General features: G+C 65.5%; 24 protein-coding genes and 1 pseudogene. 13 read left to right on the forward strand and 12 right to left on the reverse strand.

What is annotated here, in order from left to right:
* Position 1: 1 nt before the first annotated feature.
* Positions 2–604, forward strand: a complete 603-nt coding sequence (locus tag NF616_RS19325) for a glutathione S-transferase family protein (RefSeq protein WP_252275341.1) — start codon at positions 2–4, stop codon at positions 602–604.
* A gap of 40 nt (positions 605–644) precedes the next feature.
* Here NF616_RS19325 and NF616_RS19330 read toward each other — a convergent pair whose 3' ends face one another.
* Positions 645–1016, reverse strand: a complete 372-nt coding sequence (locus NF616_RS19330) for a glutaredoxin (protein ID WP_252275343.1) — start codon at positions 1014–1016, stop codon at positions 645–647.
* Positions 1017–1162: 146 nt separating this feature from the next.
* Here NF616_RS19330 and NF616_RS19335 point away from each other — a divergent pair, with 146 nt between their 5' ends.
* Complete coding sequence (locus NF616_RS19335) at positions 1163–1510, forward strand: GFA family protein (protein ID WP_252275345.1); 348 nt, start codon at positions 1163–1165, stop codon at positions 1508–1510.
* Between the two features lie 49 nt (positions 1511–1559).
* Here NF616_RS19335 and folE read toward each other — a convergent pair whose 3' ends face one another.
* Together folE and NF616_RS19345 are read right to left on the reverse strand one after the other, a co-directional pair.
* Entirely contained in the window at positions 1560–2108 is a 549-nt protein-coding gene (folE, locus tag NF616_RS19340) for a GTP cyclohydrolase I FolE (protein ID WP_252275346.1), read from the reverse strand.
* Positions 2109–2193: 85 nt separating this feature from the next.
* Positions 2194–2535, reverse strand: a complete 342-nt coding sequence (locus NF616_RS19345) for a winged helix-turn-helix transcriptional regulator (protein ID WP_252275348.1) — start codon at positions 2533–2535, stop codon at positions 2194–2196.
* A gap of 79 nt (positions 2536–2614) precedes the next feature.
* Between NF616_RS19345 and NF616_RS19350 the strand changes: the two genes are divergently transcribed.
* The 3 genes from NF616_RS19350 to NF616_RS19360 all read left to right on the forward strand — a co-directional run bounded on the left by NF616_RS19350 (position 2615) and on the right by NF616_RS19360 (position 4803).
* Positions 2615–3166: a carboxymuconolactone decarboxylase family protein gene (locus NF616_RS19350; protein WP_252275349.1), complete on the forward strand. Its 552-nt coding sequence runs from the start codon at positions 2615–2617 to the stop codon at positions 3164–3166.
* Between the two features lie 855 nt (positions 3167–4021).
* Positions 4022–4258, forward strand: coding sequence for a hypothetical protein (locus NF616_RS19355; protein WP_252275351.1), 237 nt, complete (start codon positions 4022–4024; stop codon positions 4256–4258).
* Between the two features lie 155 nt (positions 4259–4413).
* The gene (locus tag NF616_RS19360) at positions 4414–4803 is read left to right on the forward strand and encodes a DUF6869 domain-containing protein (protein ID WP_252275353.1); all 390 of its coding nucleotides are present in this window, start codon (positions 4414–4416) and stop codon (positions 4801–4803) included.
* A 60-nt stretch (positions 4804–4863) separates the two neighbouring features.
* Here NF616_RS19360 and NF616_RS19365 read toward each other — a convergent pair whose 3' ends face one another.
* The 3 genes from NF616_RS19365 to NF616_RS19375 form a co-directional block, all read right to left on the reverse strand.
* Positions 4864–5424 carry a Smr/MutS family protein gene (locus NF616_RS19365; protein ID WP_252275355.1) on the reverse strand — a complete coding sequence of 187 codons (561 nt, stop codon included), beginning with the start codon at positions 5422–5424 and terminating at the stop codon, positions 4864–4866.
* A 35-nt stretch (positions 5425–5459) separates the two neighbouring features.
* Complete coding sequence (locus NF616_RS19370) at positions 5460–5789, reverse strand: hypothetical protein (RefSeq protein WP_252275356.1); 330 nt, start codon at positions 5787–5789, stop codon at positions 5460–5462.
* 110 nt (positions 5790–5899) lie between these two features.
* Entirely contained in the window at positions 5900–6493 is a 594-nt protein-coding gene (locus NF616_RS19375) for a cysteine hydrolase family protein (RefSeq protein ID WP_252275358.1), read from the reverse strand.
* Between the two features lie 178 nt (positions 6494–6671).
* Between NF616_RS19375 and prmB the strand changes: the two genes are divergently transcribed.
* A complete protein-coding gene (gene prmB, locus NF616_RS19380; protein ID WP_252275360.1) occupies positions 6672–7586 on the forward strand; it encodes a 50S ribosomal protein L3 N(5)-glutamine methyltransferase in 915 nt (304 codons plus the stop codon).
* A 166-nt stretch (positions 7587–7752) separates the two neighbouring features.
* Here the strand turns inward: prmB and NF616_RS19385 are convergent, their stop codons facing one another.
* Positions 7753–8535 (reverse strand): hypothetical protein, encoded by a 783-nt coding sequence (locus NF616_RS19385; RefSeq protein ID WP_252275362.1) that lies wholly within the window; start codon positions 8533–8535, stop codon positions 7753–7755.
* 149 nt (positions 8536–8684) lie between these two features.
* On the opposite strand from NF616_RS19385, the gene aroC reads away from it, so the two are divergent.
* The 6 genes from aroC to NF616_RS19415 all read left to right on the forward strand — a co-directional run bounded on the left by aroC (position 8685) and on the right by NF616_RS19415 (position 13402).
* The gene (gene aroC, locus NF616_RS19390; protein ID WP_252275364.1) at positions 8685–9776 is read left to right on the forward strand and encodes a chorismate synthase; all 1092 of its coding nucleotides are present in this window, start codon (positions 8685–8687) and stop codon (positions 9774–9776) included.
* Entirely contained in the window at positions 9773–10927 is a 1155-nt protein-coding gene (locus NF616_RS19395) for an MFS transporter (protein ID WP_350493501.1), read from the forward strand. Before aroC ends, NF616_RS19395 begins: the two co-directional genes overlap by 4 nt.
* Positions 10924–11535 carry a methylthioribulose 1-phosphate dehydratase gene (locus NF616_RS19400; RefSeq protein ID WP_252275365.1) on the forward strand — a complete coding sequence of 204 codons (612 nt, stop codon included), beginning with the start codon at positions 10924–10926 and terminating at the stop codon, positions 11533–11535. The genes NF616_RS19395 and NF616_RS19400 overlap by 4 nt, the downstream gene beginning before the upstream one ends.
* A 64-nt stretch (positions 11536–11599) precedes the next feature.
* Positions 11600–12145 (forward strand): 1,2-dihydroxy-3-keto-5-methylthiopentene dioxygenase, encoded by a 546-nt coding sequence (locus NF616_RS19405; protein ID WP_252275367.1) that lies wholly within the window; start codon positions 11600–11602, stop codon positions 12143–12145.
* A gap of 287 nt (positions 12146–12432) precedes the next feature.
* A complete protein-coding gene (mtnC, locus tag NF616_RS19410; protein ID WP_252275369.1) occupies positions 12433–13116 on the forward strand; it encodes an acireductone synthase in 684 nt (227 codons plus the stop codon).
* A gap of 73 nt (positions 13117–13189) precedes the next feature.
* Positions 13190–13402, forward strand: a complete 213-nt coding sequence (locus NF616_RS19415; protein WP_252275371.1) for a PLDc N-terminal domain-containing protein — start codon at positions 13190–13192, stop codon at positions 13400–13402.
* A gap of 178 nt (positions 13403–13580) precedes the next feature.
* Here NF616_RS19415 and NF616_RS19420 read toward each other — a convergent pair whose 3' ends face one another.
* The 5 genes and pseudogenes from NF616_RS19420 to NF616_RS21505 form a co-directional block, all read right to left on the reverse strand.
* Positions 13581–14726: a catalase family protein gene (locus NF616_RS19420; protein WP_252275372.1), complete on the reverse strand. Its 1146-nt coding sequence runs from the start codon at positions 14724–14726 to the stop codon at positions 13581–13583.
* Positions 14727–14738: 12 nt separating this feature from the next.
* Entirely contained in the window at positions 14739–16619 is a 1881-nt protein-coding gene (locus tag NF616_RS19425) for a di-heme-cytochrome C peroxidase (RefSeq protein WP_252275374.1), read from the reverse strand.
* Positions 16620–16827: 208 nt separating this feature from the next.
* Entirely contained in the window at positions 16828–17442 is a 615-nt protein-coding gene (locus tag NF616_RS19430; protein WP_252275376.1) for a hypothetical protein, read from the reverse strand.
* Positions 17443–17449: 7 nt separating this feature from the next.
* A complete protein-coding gene (locus NF616_RS21500; protein WP_434091913.1) occupies positions 17450–18184 on the reverse strand; it encodes a methyl-accepting chemotaxis protein in 735 nt (244 codons plus the stop codon).
* A 123-nt stretch (positions 18185–18307) separates the two neighbouring features.
* Positions 18308–19081: pseudogene (locus NF616_RS21505) on the reverse strand (cache domain-containing protein); the annotation flags it as partial.
* Between the two features lie 191 nt (positions 19082–19272).
* On the opposite strand from NF616_RS21505, the gene NF616_RS19440 reads away from it, so the two are divergent.
* Positions 19273–20103 (forward strand): undecaprenyl-diphosphate phosphatase, encoded by an 831-nt coding sequence (locus tag NF616_RS19440; RefSeq protein ID WP_252275379.1) that lies wholly within the window; start codon positions 19273–19275, stop codon positions 20101–20103.

The raw sequence follows: 20103 nt of genomic DNA on the forward strand, positions 1-20103 counted from the left end.
GATGTTCAAGGTCTACGGCGATTACCGTTCCGGCAACTGCTACAAGGTCAAGCTGATGCTTCATCTGCTGGGTCACGAGTACCAGTGGCTGCCGATCGACATCCTCAAGGGCGAGACGCAGACCGCCGAGTTTCTGGCGAAGAATCCCAACGGCAAGATTCCGGTGCTGGAGCTGGAAGATGGCACCTTCCTTTGGGAATCCAATGCCATCCTCAACTTCCTCGCCGATGGCAGCGAGTTCCTCCCGGCCGAGCCGCGCCTGCGCACGCAGATGCTGCAGTGGCAATTCTTCGAGCAGTACAGCCACGAACCCTACGTGGCGGTGGCGCGCTTCATCCAGCTGTACCAGGGCCTGCCGGAGGCGCGCCGTGCTGAGTACGAGAACTGCCATAAGGGCGGCCACAAGGCTTTCAAGGTGATGGAGCAGCAGCTCGAGCGCACGCCGTATCTGGTGGGCGACCAGTTCACCCTGGCCGACATCGCCCTGTACGCCTACACCCACGTGGCGGACGAAGGCGGCTTCGACCTCTCGGGTTATCCGGCGATCAACGCCTGGCTCGACCGGGTCGCCAGCCACCCGCGCCACGTGAGCATGTTTGGCTGAGGTCTGATGGAGCGGGCCCCGGCGGGCCCGCTTCAGCTGCTTACCGGGCGGCGAAACGCTCGTTCAGGTAGGCGCCGATGGCCTTGGACTTGTACAGCCAGCGCACTTCGCCGGACTCCTCGATGCGCAGGCAGGGCACCTGCACCTTGCCACCCTGTTCCAGCAGTTCCTGGCGGCGGGCTTCGTCGTTCTTCGCGTCACGCAGCGCCACCGGTACGTTCAGGCGGTGCAGGGCGCGGCGGGTTTTCACGCAGAACGGGCAGGCGTGGAACTGGTACAGCGAAAGATTCCTGGCGGCGCTCTCGACCCGGGCCTGATCCTGCGGGCTGCGCTTGAGCTTGCGCGGGCGGGTGATGAGGTCGAGAAAGATGATGATCTGGCCGAGGCCGATCCGCAGTGCCTTGATAAGCATCGCCGGTTCATTCCTGCTGAGTGATGAAAGGGGCGGCAGGGTACCCGAGTTGTCCCGTCTTGGCAGCGCCGGATGTCGATTCGCCTGGCGAGCCCGGTGCCGGCGAGCTAGCGTGCAGCCTGTCCCATCGCACAGGAGTGCCGGCCATGCGTTATCCAGGGAGTTGCCACTGCGGCAAGATCAGTTTCAGCGTGAGCGGCGAGATCGACAGCCTTACCGAGTGCAACTGCTCGCTGTGCAGCAAGCGCGGCGGGCTGCTGTGGTTCGTCGGCCGTGACCAGCTGCAGCTGCAAGCGCCGTCCGGCGAGCTGCCGACCTACCGCTTCAATACCCGCAAGATCGCCCATCACTTCTGCGACGTCTGTGGCTGCTCGCCCTTCAGCGAGGCCCAGGGCCCGGATGGCAGCCCGATGGCGGCGGTCAATGCGCGCTGCCTGGACGGGGTCGATCTGTCGCCGTTCAAGGTCGTGCCCTGGAATGGCCGCGACCACTGAGGCATGAAAAAGCCGGCGCAGGGCCGGCTTTCGGGTACCGCGCGGCGGCTCAGCCCTTGATCAGGCTGAGGAACTCGCTGCGGGTGGCGGCGTTGGCGCGGAATTCGCCGAGCATCACCGAGGTGACCATGGAGGAGTTCTGCTTCTCCACGCCGCGCATCATCATGCACATGTGCTGCGCCTCGATGACCACGGCGACGCCCAGGGCGCCGGTGACCTGCTGGATGGCCTCGGCGATCTGCCGGCTGAGGTTCTCCTGGATCTGCAGGCGACGGGCGTACATGTCGACGATGCGCGCCACCTTGGAAAGGCCCAGCACCTTGCCGTTGGGAATGTAGGCCACATGAGCCTTGCCGATGAAAGGCAGCAGGTGGTGTTCGCACAGCGAGTACAGCTCGATGTTCTTCACCAGCACCATCTCGCTGCTGTCGGAGCTGAACAGCGCGCCGTTGGTGACTTCTTCCAGGGTCTGCTGGTAGCCGCGGCAGAGGTACTGCATGGCCTTGGCCGCCCGCTTCGGGGTGTCGAGCAGACCTTCGCGGGAAACGTCCTCGCCAAGCTGGCCGAGAATCGCGGTGTATTGCTGTTCCAGGGACATGGATCTTCCTGTGGGGGTTGATGCTCAGGGGCGCAGGGTAGGGCGCGGCCGGAGAGCTGGCAAGAGCGTAATACGCCAGCGCGGTTTACTTTTCCGGCCGCTGCGGTAGCTGGGCGGCCCAGTCCTCGGCCCACAAGGCCAGCGGCAGACAGCGTTGTACCAGCTCCACGCCCAGCGCGGAAAGCTGGTAGCCACGCTCGCCGTTCTCCAGCAACCGTGCCTCGCGCAGCTCGCCCAGGCGTGTATTGAGCACCGAGGGTGAAACCCCTTCGCAGCGTGCCTGCAGCTCGCGGAAGCTGGCCGGCGCCTGGTGCAGCTCCCAGAGCACGCGCAGGCTCCAGCGGCGGCCGAGCAGGTCGAGCAGGGCCATGATCGGCCGGCCGCTGCTGGAGCCGCGTACCGGATCGCCGAGTTGGGGAAAGCTCATTCTCGCTCCTTGCTTCTTTTTTAGTAGCGGAGTAGCGTCTGCATGCTACTTATTTCGTAGCATGACAGGAGTCCTCGTGATGAACCAGCCTCGCGTACAACCGCTGAACCCGCCCTATGCCGCCGATATCCAGGCCGCGTTCGACCGCGTCATGCCTCCGGGTATGCCGCCGCTCAAGCTGTTCCGCAGCATGGCGCACAACCCGCGCGCATTGCAGCGCATGCTCGCTGGCGGCCTGCTGGACCGTGGCAGCATCGAGCTGCGCGAGCGCGAACTGCTGATCCTGCGGGCCACCGCGCTGTGCGGTGCGGAATACGAATGGGGCGTGCACGTGGCAGCGTTCGCCGGCAAGGCCGGTTTCAGCGCCGAGCAGATCGCCGATACCTGCAGTGGCCGTATTGATCCCAGCCTATGGAGTGAGGCCGAGCGGGCGCTGCTGGAACTGGCGGACAGCCTGCACGCCAGCGCCTCGGTCGATGAAGGGTTGTGGCGGCGCCTGGGCGTGCACTTCAGCGACGAGCAACTGATCGAGTGCCTGCTGCTGGTCGGCTTCTACCACGCGGTGTCGTTCGTGGTGAACGGCCTGCGGGTGGAACGGGAAGAGTACGCGCCGCGCTTTCCGGCGCAGTAGCTTGCGTACGAAGAGCGTCTGTGCAGCACGAAAAAGTGGCGCCTTTCCTCGTCGATGCTGAAAGCCAGCAAAACAGGGCATCTCAAGGCATCATTAAGCTCAAAAAATGTGGCAAGCTGGTGATTAGGGAGCTTTTTGGGACAGAGCGCAGGTAGGTATGGACGCAAAGGGTTTTGAGCTCTATCTGGCTGGCGCAACAGCTCTAATTTTGGCGGCCATCGGATTTGCCGCGCTACTTAGATTTGCTATCAGAAATGACCCTGATGCTAGCTCCGCTCTTCTACAGAAAGGTAATCCTGAGCTGGGCCTTAGCAGCACGGTAAGCACCCTGAATACCCGCTTTCTACTGCCATGTGTTTCGCTGCCTCCCCTCACTATAAGCCCCCTTGCCCTGTTCGCCTTCTGGGCCGCACGCGTCTCCTCTTGGAGCTCCATGGCAATGCTCGCTATGGGCCTAATCTGCATCTTTTTCCGCTGAGAGGGCCCAAATGTCGCGCACGAGTCGTCAGCCATACAGAATCAGAACTTGGCTTCGCGGATACCTACCATGGGTTCTGATCGACCTGGGGTTCGCGGCCAAGGGTGAAGACTGCGAAAAAGCTGGTGGTGAACATGAGTGGTACAACAAAGATGGCAAACAAAGTGCCTGCTATCACTGCCAGATCGTCCGCTCTGGGCAGTTGTGGAAGCGGGCCACAGAGCCGCTGTAGAGCTAGGCCTTATGAAAAATCAGCACTTCTGCTCCCAAAGCCTCAAAGACTATTAACCTAGCTCTCCAGCCAGATCGCAGTCCAATAAACAGTGGCAGAATGTAGAAATCTGCCCAATCTGGGAAAGTCCGGCAAGGAGCTCTGGATGCCCGTCGAACAGCTTGGTCCTACAACCCTATCTGTAAGCCCGCTCTACTGGGACGGCAAAGGTCTTGGCGATCCTATTGCCGACCAGATGTGGACTCAGTTTCCTCATGCACTCCAGCAGATTGCGTTGGCCGAGCTTGCTGCTGGAAATGTACCCCGCTACATCCTTCGCAATGACGACAGGGGTTCGTGGTACTCACCTTTGCATCATCCCCAAATACCCCAGCCCCTTTAGATAGAATGATCCTAGTGCATACAAGGTTTGCGCCAGGCAACTACTGCTACGACGACACCCTCTGCACGTTCGAATGCATCCAGCCTAGTGGTTTTTTGGCTTTCGATGACCCTGACTGGGTAGAGTGACTTCAAGATTGGTGTCAAGGACGACCAATGGCTCCCTATCCCCCGCAGCAGCTTGTAACTGACTGGATATCCTGGGCCGAGATAGCCTCATTTCAAGGCAAATATTCGGAGCCAGAGAATCCATACATCATCGCCTTCGATGAAATGCTGTGGCTGGTGGCTAACAGCCCAGATGCCGCTTGGAGTGCCATTCTCGACATCCTGCAGCTTGATCCACCAGCTCAGGTGCAAGCGCTGTTGGCGGCCGGCCCTATTGAGGATTTGTTGTTCCTTCATGGGGCCGAGTTCATCGAGCGTATAGAGCGGGAGGCCAGAGCCAATTCGAAGTTTTCCCTTTTACTAGAAGGTGTCTCCCAACTCGAAACCGCTCCTGACGTCTGGGAGCGATTTGTGAAGTTGAGGGGAGGCGGTGCGTAGTTTTATGAATGCGCGAACCGCCGCTTCACAACTCGCCCAGTACGGGTGTTCCTGCGAAACCTAGAACTCGTCACGGCCCTCGAGCATGGTGCGCTTGAGCAGCACGTACACCGCGCCGGCGCCACCGTGCTTGGCGATGCAGGAGGCGAAGCCCAGCACCTGCGGGTGCTGGCGCAGCCAGGTGTTGACGTGACTCTTGATCATCGGCCGCTTGCCGTCGGTGCGCACGGCCTTGCCGTGGGTCACCCGCACGCAGCGGACTTCCATGCGGGCGGCTTCGGCGAAGAATTCCCAGAGCGTCTCGCGGGCTTTCTCCACGGTCATGCCGTGCAGGTCCAGGCTGCCTTCGAAGGCCACCTGGCCGGCCTTGAGCTTGCGCATCTGGCCGTCCTGCACGCCGTCGCGGGCCCAGTAGAGTTCGTCCTCGGCGCCCACATCGATGACGAACTGGTCGGAGAGGCCATCGACCCGAACCTCATCGGTCTTCACCGTGGCGGCCTGACGCAGGGTGCTGATGCGCTGGCGGTCGGCCTTGGGCTTGCCGGTGTCGGCCCGATCGTGGCTGATCGGCTTGACCCCGCGCACGGCGGAATGGAACAGGGAAAAATCGTCGTCTTGCATGAAAGGCCTCCACGGATGAGGCCAGTGTACCGGCATCAGCCGCGCTTTTTCAGCAGCCCCGGCGACATGCTCAGCTCGCTGCCGTGCTGTCGGCGCATGCGCCGACGACAGCGGCGCCAGACGTTGACGCCGCCCCACAGCAGGAGCAGGCCGAACAGCAGCAGGACGATGGCGGCACCGATACTGTCGTTGAGCGGCCCCAGGGCCGGCGGACGGCCGAGCAGGGTGGCCGCGCCCGCCATGGTGAGCATCACGCCGAACGCGGCGAACAGCGCGGCGAGTGCGGCGAGAAAACGCCAGCGCCAGAACGCCGAGCCGCGCGGTCGGAGGCGGCGTGCATCGAATCCATCGTCGGACAACTTCATTCCGTTCTCCTTTGGGCTACCGGCGCTATGACCGGCCCCGTCGGCAGGGGTTCCGGGTCACTGCCCGCGGAGGCGAAGCCTCTCGCGGATAGCGGCCGCGAACGGCCTTCCTAGATCAGTGCGCGGGCCTGGGGCACTACCATCGCATAGTTGTCGGCGAGGGCCGCCAGGGCCATGCGGTGCAGGGCGCGGGCGGGAATCAGCTCGCCGTCATAGGGCAGGTCGCGGGTGGCGCAGGCGGCGTCGACCACGGTGCAGCGGTAGCCGTAATCCTTGGCGGCACGCACGGTGGTGCTGACGCTGGAGTGGGTCATGAAGCCGCAGATGATCAGGTCGAGATGGCCGAGCTGCTGCAGGCGCTCGTGCAGGTCGGTGCCGGCGAAGGCATTGGGCAGTCGCTTTTCGATGACCGGCTCGCCATTCAGCGGTGCCAGCCCGTCGATGAAATGCCCGCGCGGGCCCTGGGGATCGAGCAGCCCGCCGGGAATGCCGAGATGGCGCACATGCGCGACGGGCGCACCGATGTTGCGTGCGGCCAGCAGCAGGCTGCCGATTTCCTCGGTGGCGGACGCCACGTCCGGCAACTGCAGCACGCCGCTGCGGTATTCCTCCTGGGCATCGATGACCAGCAGAGTGGCCTTGCCGAGGGTGGCCGGGGCATAACCGCGTCCGAGCAGTTGGAACAGGGTTTTGGGGTCGGACATGGGTGGGCTCCTGTAACGGCGATGCGTCTATTCTCTGCTCGCCAGGCGCATATGTGAACCTCTTCCGCTGCTTCGGTCGCGTGCGTGCGACCGGCCGCGGCCTGCAGCAAGCGACACACCGGGGAGCACATGCGCTTCGGCCTGCTAGAATCGCGCACCGATTTTCGAGGTATCCACCGTGTCCCCATCCCGCCTGCGCACCGTGCGCGACCATATCCGCTGGGCCGTCAGCCGTTTTCACGAGGCCGGCCTGTTCTTCGGTCACGGCACCGACAACGCCTGGGACGACGCTCGCCAGCTGGTGCTGGGCGCGCTGCACCTGCCGTTCGAGATCGCCGAAGGCTACCTGGATTGCCGCCTGGAAGAAGACGAACAGCAGCACCTGCTGGCGCTGATTCGCCGCCGCGTCGAGGAGCGCGTACCGACCGCCTACCTGCTGGGCGAGGCCTGGTTCTGTGGCTTGCCGTTCCTGGTCGACGAGCGCGTGCTGGTGCCGCGCTCGCCCATCGCCGAGCTGATCGGCCAGCGCTTCGAGCCCTGGCTGCCGACCGAGCCCATGCGCATCCTCGACCTGTGCACTGGCTCCGGCTGCATCGGCATCGCCTGCGCATATGCCTTCCCCGAGGCCGAGGTGGTGCTGGGCGACCTGTCGTTCGATGCGCTGGAAGTGGCCAATCAGAACATCGAGCGGCACGAGCTGGATGAGCGGGTCTACACCGTTCAGGGCGACGGTTTCGACGGCCTGCCGGGGCAGCGTTTCGACCTGATCGTTTCCAACCCGCCCTACGTGGATGCCGAGGACTTTGCCGACATGCCGGCCGAGTACCATCACGAGCCGGAGCTGGGGCTGGCCTGCGGCGATGACGGCCTGGACCTGGTGCGGCGCATGCTGGCCGAGGCGGCGGATCATCTGAGCGAGAAGGGGTTGCTGATCGTCGAGGTGGGCAACAGCCAGGTCCACGTCGAGGCGTTGTACCCGGAAGTGGACTTCACCTGGCTGGAGTTCGAACAGGGCGGGCAGGGCGTGTTTCTGCTGGCGGCGGCGCAATGCCGCGAATACCAGAAGCTGTTCCGCTCGCGAGCCAAGGGCTGAGACTCGGACGGGCTGCCCGCTGGTAGCCCCGATACAATCCGGGAGCGGAGTTTCCTGCATTCCCCGGATTGCATCCGGGGTACAGAATGCGGGGCATCGAGTGGTCTTGGCGGGCTGCTCGCTTCGCGAGCGAGGCCGCCCTACGATGCGCCCGAATCTCCGCGGTTTAGCGAGTGGCGATCCAGATCAGCAGGCCGGCCTGGAACAGCGCCAGCGCCACCAGGCAGGCGATGGTGAAGCGCAGGCCGCTGTCTTCGCGCTTGAACAGGTCGATACGGCGCTCCAGCTTGGTGATCTTCACCTGCTGCTCGTGCAGGTTCTGGTCGGCCTGCTGCAGCATGGCGCCGCAGTCGAGCAGGTCGATGACCTGCACCTTGTCTTGATTCCACTCCGGATTGAGCACGCTGACCCGGCTGGCGCTGTAGCTGGCCTTGACCTGGGCTAGGTCCTGGTAGGCCACGTCGAAGCCCTGGATGCGCAGGAAGTGATCGCGGCGCAGGCGGGCGTCTTCGCTGAGCACGTCCTTCACCGCCAGGGCGCCGCCTTCGACCGTGTAGCTGCCCCAGCGCTGGCGTGCCCAGGCGATGCCCTGGGCCAGCAGGAAGCGCCCCAGGCCGCGGTCGAGCGGCTCGATCTGCAGGCCCTGGTCGGCGCCGAAGCGGACTTCGCGGTTGCGATGGTCGACCCACACCTCCAGCACGTTCTGCTCACGGCGCAGGCGCTGACCGGGCAGGTCGACCGTCAGGCGCAGCAGGCTCTGGGCGCTGCTGTGGCGCTCGGCCCGGCCGAGCCGGACGAAACGCAGCGGGCGCAGGCCGCTGCTGCGGTCCGCCGGCAGCGGTGCCAGGCGCAGCAGCTGGAAATGTTCGGCCTGCAGCCCCTCCCAGGGATGCGGCTGCGGGGCCTGTTCGGCCTGTTCTTCGGGTTGTGGGGCGTCGGTGTCGTTCATTCGCGGCGTCCTTGGGCGTGCGTACAGGCATTATCGGCAGCTTTCGGCGCAACTGCAGCCTGGCGATGCGCCTTCGCAGGTGAACTGACCCGGCACCGGCGCTATACTCGCCGACCTTTGTTCGAGGCAGATTTCGCGGAGCGCCCTGCATGTCCGGCAACACCTACGGCAAGCTGTTCACCGTCACCACCGCCGGCGAGAGCCATGGCCCGGCCCTGGTGGCCATCGTCGACGGTTGCCCGCCGGGCATCGAGTTGTCCCTGGAAGACCTACAGCGTGACCTTGACCGCCGCAAACCGGGCACCAGCCGCCACACCACCCAGCGCCAGGAAGACGACGAAGTCGAGATCCTCTCCGGGGTGTTCGAGGGCAAGACCACCGGTTGCCCGATCGGCCTGCTGATCCGCAATACCGACCAGAAGTCCAAGGACTACTCGGCGATCAAGGACCTGTTCCGCCCGGCCCACGCCGACTACACCTACCACCACAAATACGGCATCCGCGACTACCGTGGCGGTGGCCGCAGCTCGGCCCGCGAGACCGCCATGCGCGTCGCCGCCGGCGCCGTGGCCAAGAAGGTGCTGGCCGGCCTGGGCATCCAGGTGCGTGGCTACATGAGCCAGCTCGGCCCGATCGAGATTGCGTTCAAGACCTGGGACAGCGTCGAGCAGAACGCCTTCTTCAGCCCCGACCCGGACAAGGTGCCTGCGCTTGAGGCCTATATGGACCAGCTGCGCCGTGACCAGGATTCCGTGGGTGCCAAGATCACCGTGGTCGCCGAAGGCGTGATGCCGGGCCTGGGCGAGCCGATCTTCGACCGCCTGGACGCGGACCTGGCCCACGCGCTGATGAGCATCAACGCGGTCAAGGGCGTGGAGATCGGCGCCGGTTTCGCCTGCGTGGCCCAGCGCGGCACCGAACACCGCGACGAGCTGACGCCCGAAGGCTTCCTCAGCAACAACGCCGGCGGCATCCTCGGCGGCATTTCCAGCGGCCAGCCGATCGTCGCTCACCTGGCGCTGAAGCCGACCTCCAGCATCACCACTCCGGGCCGCTCCATCGATGTCGACGGCAACCCGGTAGACGTGATCACCAAGGGCCGCCATGACCCCTGCGTGGGCATCCGCGCCACGCCGATCGCCGAGGCGATGATGGCCATCGTGCTGCTCGACCACCTGCTGCGCCACCGCGCACAGAACGCCGACGTGCGAGTCAGCACTCCGGTACTGCCGCAGCTGTGACCGGTCAGCCGCTGCCGTACTGGCGGCTGTCCGCGTTCTACTTCTTCTACTTCGCGATGCTGGGCGCCACCGCGCCCTTCCTGCCGCTGTACTTCCAGCACCTGGGCTTCTCGCCGGCGCGCATCGGCGAGCTGGTAGCCATTCCCATGCTGATGCGCTGCCTGGCGCCCAACCTGTGGGGCTGGCTGGGCGACCGCAGCGGCCAGCGCCTGCGCATCGTGCGCTTCGGCGCGCTGTGCACGCTGCTCAGCTTCGCCCTGATCTTCGTCGACCAGAGCTACGCCTGGCTGGCCCTGGTGATGGCGCTGCACGCGTTCTTCTGGCACGCCGTGCTGCCGCAGTTCGAGGTGATTACCCTGGCCCACCTGCAGGAGCAGACCGCGCGCTATTCGCAGGTTCGCCTGTGGGGCTCGATCGGCTTCATCGTCGCGGTGATCGGCCTGGGCGAGCTCTTCGAGCGCTTCAGCCCGGGACTGTTTCCGGCCATGGTGGTGCTGATCCTCGCCGGCATCCTGGTCGGCACCTTGTGGGTGCCCAACGCGGTACCGCAGGCACGGGCCGGGCAGGGCGGCGAGGGCGGTTTCCTCGCCCAGCTGCTGCGTCCGGGCGTGCCGGCGTTCTTTCTCTGTGTCTGCCTGATGCAGCTGTCACACGGGCCGTACTACACCTTCCTCACCCTGCACCTGGAACAGCTCGGCTATGAGCGCGGCTTCATCGGCCAGATGTGGGCGCTGGGTGTGGTGGCGGAGATCGTGCTGTTCCTGTTCATGGCACGCATCCTCACGCGCTTCTCGGTGCGCTGGGTGCTGGCGGCCAGCTTCGCGCTGGCATCGCTGCGCTGGCTGCTGGTGGGCAACCTGGCCGATCAGCTGGGCGTGCTGCTGTTCGCCCAGCTGCTGCACGCCGCCACCTTCGGCAGCTTCCACGCCGCCGCCATCCATTTCGTCCAGCGCAGCTTCGGCCCCAATCAGCAGGGCCAGGGCCAGGCGCTGTATGCGGCACTGGCCGGCACCGGGGGCGCCTTGGGCGCGCTGTACGCCGGCTACAGCTGGGTCGGCCTCGGTCCGAGCCTGACCTTCGCCATCGCCAGCTTGGTCGCCCTGGCCGCGGCCTTTATCATTGCCATCCGTTTGCGCGAGGAGCGGGCATGAACCGTGAACAACTGACCCGGCAGATCATCGAGGCCGGGCGCTTCCTGTACGGCCGCGGCTGGTCGCCGGCCACCAGCAGCAACTATTCGGCGCGCCTGGCGGCCGACCAGGCGCTGCTGACCGTCTCCGGCAAGCACAAGGGCGAGCTGGGCGAGGGCGACGTGCTGGCCACCGACCTCGACGGCAACAGCCTGGAGCCGGGCAAGAAGCCCTCGGCCGAGACCCTGCTGCACACCCAGCTGTACCGCTGGAAACCGGAGATCGGCGCCGTGCTGCACACCCACTCGGTCAACGCCACCGTGCTGTCGCGCATGACGCTGGCCGATTCCCTGGTGTTCGCCGATTACGAGTTGCAGAAGGCCTTCGCCGGGATTTCCACCCATGAGAGTCAGGTGCTGGTGCCGATCTTCGACAACGACCAGGACATCGCCCGCCTGGCCTCCCGGGTACAACCCTGGCTCGACGAGCATGCCGACTGCGTCGGCTACCTGATTCGCGGCCACGGCCTGTACACCTGGGGCGCGACCATGGCCGACTGCCTGCGCCAGGTCGAGGCCTTCGAATTCCTCTTCGAGTGCGAGCTGAAGGTGCGCGCCCTGCAGCGCTGACGCCATCCTCCGGTGCGCACGAACGCACCGACAGAACATGAGCCCGATGGGCCGGAGACCGACCATGAGCAGCCTGACCGTCTACCACCAGTCCAGCCCCGACGTGCCGAACAAGGTGTTGACCCATGCCGAGGACATCGCCGCCACGCTGGCCGAGGTCGGCGTGCACTTCGAGCGCTGGCAGGCCAGTGCGCCGATCCAGCCCGGCGCCGGCCAGGACGAGGTGATCGCCGCCTACCGCCCGCAGATCGACAAACTGATGAGCGAGCGTGGCTACGTCACCGTCGATGTGGTCAGCCTGAACAAGGACCACCCGCAGAAGGACGAGCTGCGCGCCAAGTTCCTCGACGAGCATCGCCATGGCGAGGACGAGGTGCGTTTCTTCGTCGCCGGCCGCGGGCTGTTCACCCTGCATATCGACGACTACGTCTACGCCGTGCTGTGCGAGAAGAACGACCTGATCTCGGTGCCGGCCGGCACCCGCCACTGGTTCGACATGGGCGAATTCCCGCACTTCGTGGCGATCCGCCTGTTCAACAACCCCGAGGGCTGGGTCGCCAACTTCACCGGCGACGAGATCGCCGGCCGTTTTCCGCGTCTGGAGGACTGAGGCGCTCTATCCCTTCCCGCGTGTGAGGCCGGACTGTTTACCCTCTCCCAAGCCCTCTCCCACGCATGGGAGAGGGGGCGGTGTAACCGCATCGAGTCGCCCGTTTCTCTCCATTTACGAGAGAGTGCTAAGGGAAGGGGGCGGGAACCTGGTGTTCTTCCATGAACGGGGCGGCGCAGTTCAGCGCTGCACGAGTCGGTTGCTCCGCTCTCCGCTTGCGGGAGAGGGGCCAGGGGAGAGGGCCGTAGACATCGCCTCCCCGTTGTCATCTTTTTCAGGAGTCATCCATGCCCATCAAAGCCATCCTCACCGACATCGAAGGCACCACCAGCGCGGTGAGCTTCGTCTTCGACGTGCTGTTCCCCTATGCCGCCGAGCACCTGCCGCAATTCGTCATCGAGCACGCCGGCGAGCCGGCCGTGGCCGCGCAGCTGGACGCGGTGCGTGCCGAAAGCGGCGAGGGCGGGGCTGACCTGGGTCGGGTGATCGAGATCCTGTTGCAGTGGATCGCCGAGGACCGCAAGGCCACCCCGCTCAAGGCCCTGCAGGGCATGATCTGGCAGCAGGGCTATGCCGCCGGCCAGCTCAAGGGCCATGTCTACCCGGACGCGGTGGAGGCGCTCAGGCGCTGGCATCGGGACGGCTACGCACTGTACGTCTATTCCTCCGGCTCGGTGCAGGCGCAGAAGCTGATCTTCGGCTGTTCCGAGGCCGGCGACCTGAGCCCGCTGTTCTCCGGCTACTTCGACACCACCAGCGGTCCCAAGCGCGAGGCCGGTTCCTATCGCAGCATCGCCGAGGCCATCGGCCTGCCGGCCGAGCAGATCCTGTTCCTCTCCGATGTGGTGCAGGAGCTGGACGCCGCCCGGCTGGCCGGCCTGCAGACCGTCGGTGTGGCCCGCGAGGGCGGCAGCCTGGACGGACATGACACGGTGGCGAGCTTTGCGGTGATCGATCTGGATCGGCTGTAAACGCTCCGCGAGGTTGAACCCGGGCCCGACGGAGAAACCCTAAGGAAGGGAATCGTTGCCGGGAGAGATGCCGATGTTCGACCGCCTGATGCACCTGCCGGACTGGCTGTTCTACGGCGTGCCCGCGCTGCTCTATCTGCTGTTGACGCTCTGGGCCCTGTCCCACGTACTGGGCAGCGCCAGCCGGCGTCCGCAGAAAATCCTCTGGGTGGCGCTGCTGGTGCTGTTCCCGCTGCTCGGCCTGTTCAACTGGATGATCATGGGGCCGCGTCGGGCCGCGCAGTGATGCGTCCATAGCTGCCGGTGCGCACAGCGCACCCTACCCATACTCCGTAGGGTGTGCCGTGCGCACCGCTTGCGGCGGCGCGGTGGACGTCGCTGCGTCGGCGAGCTTCTCGAGCGATCACGCCTGTCCGGCCGACTCTGTGCGCACAGCACACCCTACGGCCGCGCGATCACACACCCTACCGGGATTGCGGCGCGGCGTTGCGCTGGTGGCGGTACACGCTGACGGCCTCGTACACCGCCTTGCGCAGGCGGTTGATGCCGCCGATCGGCCGGTGCTCCGGCAGCGCGTGCCAGGGGTTGAAGGAGAGGTTGTCGCAGAACAGGTTCTGCTCGCGGGTATCGAAGTCCTGCGCCGCTACGCGGATGGTCGCCACCGTCTCGAAGGGCGAGATGTCCTCGCTCCATTCCACACTGGTGTCCTCGATGGGCATGTAGTAGTTCGGATTCTGCCGCTGCACCTGCAGGGCGAAGCAGGCCGGCACGCGGTCCAGCGAGAGCTGCTGGTACAGCGCATTGCGCAGGAAGTTGGGCAGGGCGGTGTTCTGCTCCGGCAGCTCGTAGCGCGGGCAGCTCTGCGGGTCCGGTACCACGCGGTACTTGATGTTGTTCGGGCCGAGCTTGAACGGTGCGATGGAGCTGTAGGTGGCGTCCACCGGGCTGTCCGGCGCCGGGGCCAGGGTCTTCAGGGCGATGAACAGGTGGCGGACCTCCCAGGTGCGCGGGTCGAGGCTGGGGAAGAACGCCCGGATCTTTTGGCCGCTGGCCTGGGCGGCGAAGTTCTGCTTGTACTCGGCTACGTCGCGAACGAAGAACAGCGAGTTGTTGAACATCACGAAGTCCTGGTCGCCGGCGGTCGCCTTGCTGCTGAGCAGCTTCTCGCCGGGCACGTCGAGCAGCTTGATGGCCATGCCGCGGGCGTCGCGGGCGCTGTCGAACTGCGGGTAGGCGTTGCCGTTGGACAGGCGCATCCACGCCTGCCAGGTCTTGCCCGGCTCGACCAGTACGCCGTGGCGCAGCTCCGGCACCAGGTTCTGCAGCACGGTCATTTCGGCCTTCACGCAGCCGTGGGCCTTGGCATGGGCGTCGCGCAGCACGCGGGTGTTGTCGCGGTGCTGTTCGACGATGCGGATGGCGTCCTCGATGATCCCCTGGGTCATCGCCGCCTCGTCCTTGGGAATCTCCTCCTCGGTCGACACGGGGCCCGAGAATTTCCAGGCGTAGTAGGCCTCGCCGAGGCCCCAGCCGAGGGCGCCGACCACCACGAGAATCAACAGCAGACGGCCGACGAGGCGGCCGAGCCAGAGCCAGAAGCGTTTGAGCATGGCAGCGAATCCTTAATTGTTGTTCTGGCAGTTGGGGCCGGGCGTCCATGGGCGGCTTTCGGCGGGTTCGAGCCGGCTCTCCAGCCGGGCGTCGCCCATCACCTTGAGGTATTCGATCAGCGCGTAGCGCTCCTGGGGCTCCAGGAAGCGGCCGATCACCCCCTCGTTGCGGCAACCGTCGCGGAACTCGTGGCCGCGGTTGCCGTTGCCGGTCACGCCGGTGTCGAACAGGAAGCCGCCCTTGAACTCTCCGGTGAGGAAGCCCGCGCGCTTGGGGTCGTACTCGAAGTTGCCGACCCAGAACCGGGTGTCGCGCTCGACCACCGGCGACAGCAGCTGGAACAGGTTGGGCACCGAGCCGTTGTGCAGGAAGGGCGGGGTGGCCCAGATGCCGTGCAGCGGTCGCGCCTTGTAGCCGCGCTTCTCCTGTACGCCGATGGCCAGGCCGTAGCCGTCCATGTCCGCGCGCTCGGCGGGCTGGATGCCGGCGTCGTGGTACGCGCGGTTCTCCACGTACGCGGTGACGTAGGCCAGGCCCTTGGCGCTGGAAATGCTGGCGAAGTCGACTTCCTCGAGGTCCGCGCCGAACAGCTTCACGTCCAGCCTGGCCAGCTCCGCCTTCTTCCAGCCCAGCCGACGAATGTCGAAGCGGTGATCAGCGATGTTGTCGGCGGTGGTCGGGTCGGTGCCGATGATGCGGGTCGGCACGATGCGCATGCGCCACTCGGGATCGCGCGCCGGCGCCAGGCGACGATCCGGCGGCACCGGGTCGGGCGCGTGGCAGTAGGCGCAGTTCTCGGCGAACAGTGCGCGGCCCTGGCTGGCGAGATCGATATCGACCTTGCCGAGCACCTCTTCCGGCCAGGTCGGCGGCTTCAGCTGCTTGAGCGTCTCTTCCAGGGTGTAGAGGTCGTGCAGGCGCACGCTGGAGGGATAGCGCTCGTCTTCCGGCAGTCGCGCGCCGTTCTCGTCGAACAGGTGCAGGGTGGCGCCTACGCCGAGGGCCTCGCCGATGTTGCGCGCCATCGGCTGCATGGCCGAGCCGTTCCACTGTACCCAGTCGAACTTCCAGATGTCCCAGACCTGCGGGTAGCTGACCGGGGCGTTGGCGACGCGATAGTTGCTCTCGTCGATGGCGTCGCCGAACACGCTGTTGGCGATGCGGCCGAAGGCGTCGGTGCGGCCGAAGCCTTCCTCGGTCGGGTAGAGGCCCCGGTGCCAGTCGTTGAAGGCGGTGCCGAGCAGGCGGTCGAGCACCGTCTTGAAGTCTTCGCGCAGCTGGTCCTTGCCCTGCTCGTAGTTGTCGCCCAGCACGGTCCTGGCGAAGCGGTTGAACTTGATCGGGTTGTAGTAGGTGAAGGCCATGCTCATGCCCATCGCCTGCCCGAAGCCGCCACCCTTGAGGGTCGGCACCGTGGAGGCCAGGGAGTGCAGGGCGGCGCCGCCGTCGATTCGCACGGCCTGGCCCTGGTAGCGCAGCTCGCCGCTGTGGCAGGCGGCGCAGGTGATGTCGAGGTAGTGGATGCCGGCCTCGTCGTCCTGGTGGCGGGCGAAACCCACCGGCAGGTTGCCGGGGTTCAGCGCGCCGGGCTGCTGCCGCGGATCGGTGAGGAAGCCGAAACGGGCCAGGTAGTCGGGACGGGCGAACTTGTCCCTGGAGAAGGGCATTTCCAGGGCGGTGAACCAGTCGTAGCGCAGGCCCTTCACCGTGGTGCCCTGGGGGGTGTAGTAGTAGGTCTGCCGGGCCCGCTCGTCCCACTGGTCGAGGTAATGCACCTGCTGCGGTTTGTCGAAGACCGGCAGGTTGGGCCGTGCGATGTAGTAGAGGACGACCGCCAGGGCGCCGAGGGCAAGCAACAGGATCAGGCCAACTACGCGGCGCAGGACTCGCATGACATCAACATCCCTGTGGTTATTTCTTATGGGGAACGTTTATGCCAAGCCGCGCAGACGATGGCAAGCGGCCATGATGGCGAAAAATTGCGCAGTTCTCTGTCGAAACGGCGGCTCGCGGCCGCCCGCGCGGCCTGCGGCACAGACAGTGGGCGTCCACAGCGGCGTGAATATCAGGTTATTGACGCCAGCAATCGGTATGCGCGGATCAACAGCCCAGCGAATCGGCCTGGCGATAGAGCATCAGCAGCTTGCGCGTGATGGTCTGCTGGATGTCGTCGCGCTCGAACGAGGAGAGGCGGGTGAGGCGCTGCACCTGCAGGCGATGCAGGTGGATATAGGGCATCTTCTGGTCGAACTCGCGCAGGTCGCCCTTCATCAGGATCGGCAGGAACACGTCGCCGATTTTCTTCTGGTTGCTGATGATCTGCGCCAGCGCCGGCTTGAAGGCCATGGTCTTGGGCGCCGGGCTGCCTTCCTTCATCTGCGTGGTGAGCAGCAGCCCCGGCTTGCCCAGCACGACCCCGGGCAGCACGCACAGACCGGTCTTGCGCACCGCAGCCGGGTCGATGCCGTGCAGGGTGTCGTGGAAGGCGTAGGGATTGGGCAGCACCACCATCTTGCGCCCGTAGTCGCTGGGAAAGTGCAGGTTGTAGTTGGTGTACAGCTGGCGGGTGGACTCCGAATACACGCACAGGCGGTTCTCGAACAGCATGATGAAGCGCTCGGCCAGCTCGCGTCGGGCGATGCTGTCCAGGTCCCAGATCAGGTCCTGGTTCTGTTGCTGGCCGAGATCGACCTCCTGGTGCTCCATACTGCTCATCGACACCTCATACCCGGAATTGCCCCAATAGCCCGTTGAGCTGCCCGGCCAACTGGCCGAGGCGCTGGCTGGCCTCGCTGGAGCGATCCGCCGCCAGGGCGTTCTCGTGGGCCAGCGTGGCCGCCTGGGTGACATTGTGGTTGATATCGTCGACTACGTGCGACTGCTGCAGCGTGGCACTGGCGATGGAAGCGTTCAAACCCGTCAGGTTGCGCAGGGCGGCGGCGATATGGGCGAGACTCTCTCCGGCCTGGCGGGCCAGGTCAACGGTCTGCCGGGACGCCTGGCTGCTGGCGTTGATCACCTTGACCGCGGCCTCCGAGTTGCCCTGCAGGCGGTCGATCATGCCCTGGATTTCCTGGGTGCTCTGCTGGGTGCGGCTGGCCAGTGCGCGTACCTCGTCCGCCACCACGGCAAAGCCGCGACCCGCCTCGCCGGCGCGGGCCGCCTCGATGGCGGCGTTGAGCGCCAGCAGGTTGGTCTGCTCGGCGATGGAGCGAATCACCTCCAGCACGCTGCCGATCTGGGTGCTCTCCTGGGCCAGGTTCTCGATCACCTGCACCGCCTGGCCGATGGTCTCGGACAGATGATCGATCTGGCGCAGGCTGCTGTCGATGTTGTGCTGCCCCTGCTGGGCCTGCTGCTCGGCCTGGCGGACTTCGCTGGCGGCGTGCTCGGCGTTCTTCGCCACGTCCTGCACGGCGTAGGAGACCTCGTTGATGGCGGTGGCCACCAGTTCCATCTGCTGCGACTGCTGCTGGCTGTGGGTATGGGCGTCGCCGGCGATCTGGCCCAGGTCGCGCGCGGCCTGATCCAGGCTGCCGGAGGTCTGCAGCGACTGGCCGATCACCCCGCGCAGCTTGCCGGTGAAGGCATTGAAGTGGCCGCCCAGGGCGGTCAGCTCGTCGCGGCCGTGGTTATCCAGGCTGCGGGTCAGGTCGGCTTCGCCGCTGGCGATGTTGGCCATGGCGCCGACCGCCTCGTCCAGCGGCCGGGCGATGCTGCGGTTGATCAGCAGCACCAGGGCGCCCAGCAGCAGGGTGATGACGATCAGGATGCCGACGGCGCGCAGGGCCTGGTCGCGAAATTCCTGTTGTACATCGTCGACATAGATGCCCGAGCCGAGTATCCAGCCCCAGGGCTGGAACAGCTCGACGTAGGAAATCTTCGGCACCGGCTCGTCGGAGCCCGGCTTGGGCCAGCGGTAGTCGACCTGGCCAGAGCCCTGCTTCCTGGCGATGGCCACCATCTCGTTGAACAGGAATTTACCGTCCGGGTCCTTCAGCCCGGAGAGGTTCTGGCCCTCCAGCTTGGGATTGGTCGGGTGCATGACCATCACCGGGGTCATGTCGTTGATCCAGTAGTAGTCGTCCTGGTCGTAGCGCAGGCCGCGGATCACCTCCATGGCCTGCTTCTGCGCTTCCTCGCGGGCCAGGCCGCCGGCCTCCAGGCCCTGGTAGTGCTTGAGCACGCCGAGCGCGCTCTCCACCACGTGGCGAGTCTTGAGGGCCTTGGCTCGATAGAGATCGTCATGGATCTGCTGCAGCATCAGCCCGGTCAGGGCCAGGAGCATGAGGATGGACGACAGCAGGATCAGCCACAGACGCCGGCTGATGGGGAGGGTGCGCAGGCTGCTCATGTACGGTGCTCCGGTTCTTGTTCTTGGAATGCGTGCTAGCTAATCGTCAGTCTAGAAGCTGCGCCATTAACCGTTGGCCAGGCAGCGCGGCGGGGCGCCATCTGGTAGCATGCCCGCCGCTTTCTGCCTGTGTGCCAGGCGCCAACCTAGTTATCGGCCGTTTCGCGGAAAGGGCCAGCCCGAGGTCATTCATGGATTTGTGGACAGCCCTGCAGGTACTGATTCTTGGCATCGTGGAGGGGCTGACCGAGTTCCTGCCGATCTCCAGTACCGGCCACCAGATCATCGTCGCCGACCTGCTCGGTTTCGGCGGCGAGCGGGCGATGGCCTTCAACATCATCATCCAGCTGGGCGCCATCCTGGCGGTGATGTGGGAATACCGCCGCAAGATCCTCATCACCGTGTTCAACGTGCCGCGCCAGCGCCAGGCGCAGCGCTTCACCGCCAACCTGCTGATCGCCTTCCTGCCGGCGGTGGTCATCGGCGTCGCCTTCGCCGATCTGATCCACGACTACCTGTTCAACGCCGTCACCGTGGCGGCGGCTCTGGTGATCGGCGGCGTGGTGATGCTCTGGGCCGAGCGGCGCACCCACGAGGTGACGGTCGAGGAAGTGGACGACATGACCTGGAAGGAGGCGCTGAAGATCGGCTTCGCCCAGTGCCTGGCGATGATCCCCGGCACCTCGCGCTCGGCTTCCACCATCATCGGCGGGCTGCTGTTCGGTCTGTCGCGCCGCGCCGCCACCGAGTTCTCCTTCTTCCTGGCCATGCCGACCATGGTCGGCGCCGCGGTCTACTCCGGCTACAAGTACCGCGACCTGTTCCAGCCCGGCGATCTACCGGTGTTCGCCTTGGGCTTCGTGGTGTCGTTCGTGTTCGCCATGATCGCCGTGCGCGGCCTGCTCAAGTTCATCGCCAACCACAGCTATGCGGTATTCGCCTGGTACCGCATCGGCTTCGGCCTGCTGATCCTGGCCACCTGGCAGTTCCACCTGATCGACTGGAGCAACGCCCAGGGCTGA

The sequence above is a fragment of the Pseudomonas subflava genome (genome assembly GCF_023823685.1).
Lineage (GTDB): Bacteria > Pseudomonadota > Gammaproteobacteria > Pseudomonadales > Pseudomonadaceae > Aquipseudomonas > Aquipseudomonas subflava.

Excerpts from the sequence above, each read along its gene's own strand:
- NF616_RS19325 (WP_252275341.1), top strand. The coding sequence starts at position 2 with ATGTTCAAGGTCTACGGCGATTACCGTTCCGGCAACTGCTACAAGGTC.
- NF616_RS19330 (WP_252275343.1), bottom strand. The coding sequence starts at position 1,016 with ATGCTTATCAAGGCACTGCGGATCGGCCTCGGCCAGATCATCATCTTT.
- NF616_RS19335 (WP_252275345.1), top strand. The coding sequence starts at position 1,163 with ATGCGTTATCCAGGGAGTTGCCACTGCGGCAAGATCAGTTTCAGCGTG.
- folE (WP_252275346.1), bottom strand. The coding sequence starts at position 2,108 with ATGTCCCTGGAACAGCAATACACCGCGATTCTCGGCCAGCTTGGCGAG.
- NF616_RS19345 (WP_252275348.1), bottom strand. The coding sequence starts at position 2,535 with ATGAGCTTTCCCCAACTCGGCGATCCGGTACGCGGCTCCAGCAGCGGC.
- NF616_RS19350 (WP_252275349.1), top strand. The coding sequence starts at position 2,615 with ATGAACCAGCCTCGCGTACAACCGCTGAACCCGCCCTATGCCGCCGAT.
- NF616_RS19355 (WP_252275351.1), top strand. The coding sequence starts at position 4,022 with ATGCCCGTCGAACAGCTTGGTCCTACAACCCTATCTGTAAGCCCGCTC.
- NF616_RS19360 (WP_252275353.1), top strand. The coding sequence starts at position 4,414 with ATGGCTCCCTATCCCCCGCAGCAGCTTGTAACTGACTGGATATCCTGG.
- NF616_RS19365 (WP_252275355.1), bottom strand. The coding sequence starts at position 5,424 with ATGCAAGACGACGATTTTTCCCTGTTCCATTCCGCCGTGCGCGGGGTC.
- NF616_RS19370 (WP_252275356.1), bottom strand. The coding sequence starts at position 5,789 with ATGAAGTTGTCCGACGATGGATTCGATGCACGCCGCCTCCGACCGCGC.
- NF616_RS19375 (WP_252275358.1), bottom strand. The coding sequence starts at position 6,493 with ATGTCCGACCCCAAAACCCTGTTCCAACTGCTCGGACGCGGTTATGCC.
- NF616_RS19385 (WP_252275362.1), bottom strand. The coding sequence starts at position 8,535 with ATGAACGACACCGACGCCCCACAACCCGAAGAACAGGCCGAACAGGCC.
- aroC (WP_252275364.1), top strand. The coding sequence starts at position 8,685 with ATGTCCGGCAACACCTACGGCAAGCTGTTCACCGTCACCACCGCCGGC.
- NF616_RS19400 (WP_252275365.1), top strand. The coding sequence starts at position 10,924 with ATGAACCGTGAACAACTGACCCGGCAGATCATCGAGGCCGGGCGCTTC.
- NF616_RS19405 (WP_252275367.1), top strand. The coding sequence starts at position 11,600 with ATGAGCAGCCTGACCGTCTACCACCAGTCCAGCCCCGACGTGCCGAAC.
- mtnC (WP_252275369.1), top strand. The coding sequence starts at position 12,433 with ATGCCCATCAAAGCCATCCTCACCGACATCGAAGGCACCACCAGCGCG.
- NF616_RS19415 (WP_252275371.1), top strand. The coding sequence starts at position 13,190 with ATGTTCGACCGCCTGATGCACCTGCCGGACTGGCTGTTCTACGGCGTG.
- NF616_RS19420 (WP_252275372.1), bottom strand. The coding sequence starts at position 14,726 with ATGCTCAAACGCTTCTGGCTCTGGCTCGGCCGCCTCGTCGGCCGTCTG.
- NF616_RS19425 (WP_252275374.1), bottom strand. The coding sequence starts at position 16,619 with ATGCGAGTCCTGCGCCGCGTAGTTGGCCTGATCCTGTTGCTTGCCCTC.
- NF616_RS19430 (WP_252275376.1), bottom strand. The coding sequence starts at position 17,442 with ATGAGCAGTATGGAGCACCAGGAGGTCGATCTCGGCCAGCAACAGAAC.
- NF616_RS21500 (WP_434091913.1), bottom strand. The coding sequence starts at position 18,184 with ATGGAACTGGTGGCCACCGCCATCAACGAGGTCTCCTACGCCGTGCAG.
- NF616_RS19440 (WP_252275379.1), top strand. The coding sequence starts at position 19,273 with ATGGATTTGTGGACAGCCCTGCAGGTACTGATTCTTGGCATCGTGGAG.